The 2018-nt window shown below is 46.6% G+C and carries 4 protein-coding genes and 1 pseudogene; 2 read left to right on the plus strand and 3 right to left on the minus strand.

Annotated elements, in window-relative coordinates; translation table 11 throughout:
* Positions 1 to 451 (minus strand): RimK/LysX family protein (locus KDK15_RS00685; protein WP_257293440.1); only part of this gene is annotated, 451 nt, incomplete at its 3' end.
* Positions 452 to 561: 110 nt separating this feature from the next.
* A complete protein-coding gene (locus KDK15_RS00690; protein ID WP_257293441.1) occupies positions 562 to 759 on the minus strand; it encodes a hypothetical protein in 198 nt (65 codons plus the stop codon).
* 37 nt (positions 760 to 796) lie between these two features.
* Here KDK15_RS00690 and KDK15_RS00695 point away from each other — a divergent pair.
* Both KDK15_RS00695 and KDK15_RS00700 read left to right on the plus strand, forming a co-directional pair.
* Positions 797 to 967, plus strand: a pseudogene (locus KDK15_RS00695) (sugar phosphate nucleotidyltransferase); the annotation flags it as partial.
* Between the two features lie 133 nt (positions 968 to 1100).
* The gene (locus KDK15_RS00700; protein WP_257293442.1) at positions 1101 to 1358 is read left to right on the plus strand and encodes a hypothetical protein; all 258 of its coding nucleotides are present in this window, start codon (positions 1101 to 1103) and stop codon (positions 1356 to 1358) included.
* 473 nt (positions 1359 to 1831) lie between these two features.
* Here the strand turns inward: KDK15_RS00700 and KDK15_RS00705 are convergent.
* Positions 1832 to 2018, minus strand: a 187-nt coding sequence (locus KDK15_RS00705) for a hypothetical protein (protein ID WP_257293443.1), incomplete at its 5' end; no start/stop codon positions are given.

Raw genomic sequence — 2018 nt, forward strand, 5'->3', positions numbered from 1 at the left:
AGGTAAGGCTGAACTCGGTGGTGGTTTTTATATTGCCCAGTTCAATGGTGGCTTCAATTACAGGCCTTCGCTGTGGTTTCCCGGAATGGGTTTGCACTCGGATATACCGCTTAACGGGTTTGAGCAGGGTCACTTCCCGGCCCTTGCCGCCCCGCTCCGTCAGGATCTTGAATCTGACCCAATGGGAATTAGTGCCTAATGTTTTGAACGTTATATCCCGGGCATCCATAGAGGATGTGGTGGAACCGGAGTCAATCAGTGCGGGCAGTTGGGTATCAAACTGATGGTCAATGCGGGTTACGGTTTCCAGATGGCCCACCAGGTAACGGTTGCCAATAAAACACTGTTCCGAAGCGCTGGCGGAAAGTGGCGGAGACACTAACGGGAATAACAACATCAGCATAAGTAAAAGAAAACCAGCTGCATAGCGCAGCCCGGGAGAATACAACATCTCTTCCTCCATGAAGGTACTGCTTCTTTTAACCTTTCCTTAACTGTATTCGTGGAGGATGGTGTTGCCGGGCGGCGCTGACCAGAGGTATTAAATGGCGATATACCCAATTATCCGGATGGTGCCGAGGGTTCAGGGCGCCAGGACTTCAGCACTACGAACGGATTTATCAGGTTTCTGGTGGTTAGTGTTGTGAAAACGTCGTTATCACAGCGGAAGGCATGAATAAAGTGATGAATGTCGCCATCCTCCTGGCTGTGGTTTTGCTGCTTCTGCCCGCCTGGCTGTTGATGGTGTTGGTGCGGCATTTTTTTGGGTTAACCCATTAGTGGCAAAACAAACACTATCAGCCACACTCAAGTAAAAACACACCATGGTAAAAAATGCTTCTTCCCCGCCGCCGGTTACGGCACCCGTTTTCTCCCAGCCACCAAAAGCATGCCCAAAGAGATGATGCCGGTGGTTTCAAAGCCACTGATTGAATACGGGGTTGAAGAAGCCCTGGAAGCAAATGTTCCATTGTAGCGGTAATGGAAGTGCCGGAAGATCAGGGCGCTAGGAGGCTGTATGGACATTCATTGAATCACGAATCCGTGTTTCTTGATGCTTTTTACCATAACCATTTAACCGATTAGACTGGATTGTCACAATGATGCCTGATGGTATAAAAAAAAATCAGAAGACATTATTTGATAATAGTGAAGCTGTTTTTCAGGAGTATATTAACGAGAATCCTGTTGATCCAGATGAGAAAACAGGCCTTTTTGCCGAAACCATAGAAAAAAATCGGGGTAGAAAGGAGCACCGCCGTTGCTGGGTATTCGACGACATTCGTCGAATTGTCCTTAAAGGAATGGCCGGAACTCAAGCGGCTTATAGCCAGTGGTTCAGAGAGATCGGACAGTAGGCCTTAAACAATCGACAGAGTTACATTACTACATTTCAAGCAGGGCAAATGAAGCTAAGTCAGCATTGGCATCAATGCGTAACCACTGGAGTATAGAGAACGGTCAACACTTGCGGCTTGATATTAGCTTTGGTTATTGAGAAAGTGAAGCAATACGACCGTTCGTATGATAGCAAAATAAACAGGTCAGGAAGTCAAGTTTTGTATTTAGTGAATGATCGTACGTCTGGTTCTATCGCCCTGCTACTGGACTTCTGGGGAGATAATGCGAAACGAGAACACCCTCTGCACGGGATGGTTGTTCAGGGCGTACAAGATTAGGCCTTTGCGCGGTGGATGGGGCTTAATGTCTACCTTAAGAACGGTTCTTAGTCATGATGGAAGGGTGGAGATTACTGGTTGTTTTTTCTCTTCCTTTTCAACTTTTTTTGGTTTGCCTGTTTGCTCTTCTAAATGTTCGGCGGTTAAGGGATCTAATCTTGAAGGTTGCTATCCTTGATCGGCAGTAACGTATGCCGCATCTGCCCACCCTCTTTTAAGTGATACAGAGCCATGGCCCTGTGGCGGGATGTCTCTACCTTGGTCTTTATTTGATCAATACATATTTTCATTGAATCCTGGTTCCAAAGCTTGTTAATCGGGATTTCAATGACCTCAAAT

Origin of the sequence: Endozoicomonas sp. YOMI1 (assembly GCF_024606345.1) — a bacterium.
Taxonomy (GTDB): Bacteria; Pseudomonadota; Gammaproteobacteria; order Pseudomonadales; family Endozoicomonadaceae; genus Endozoicomonas.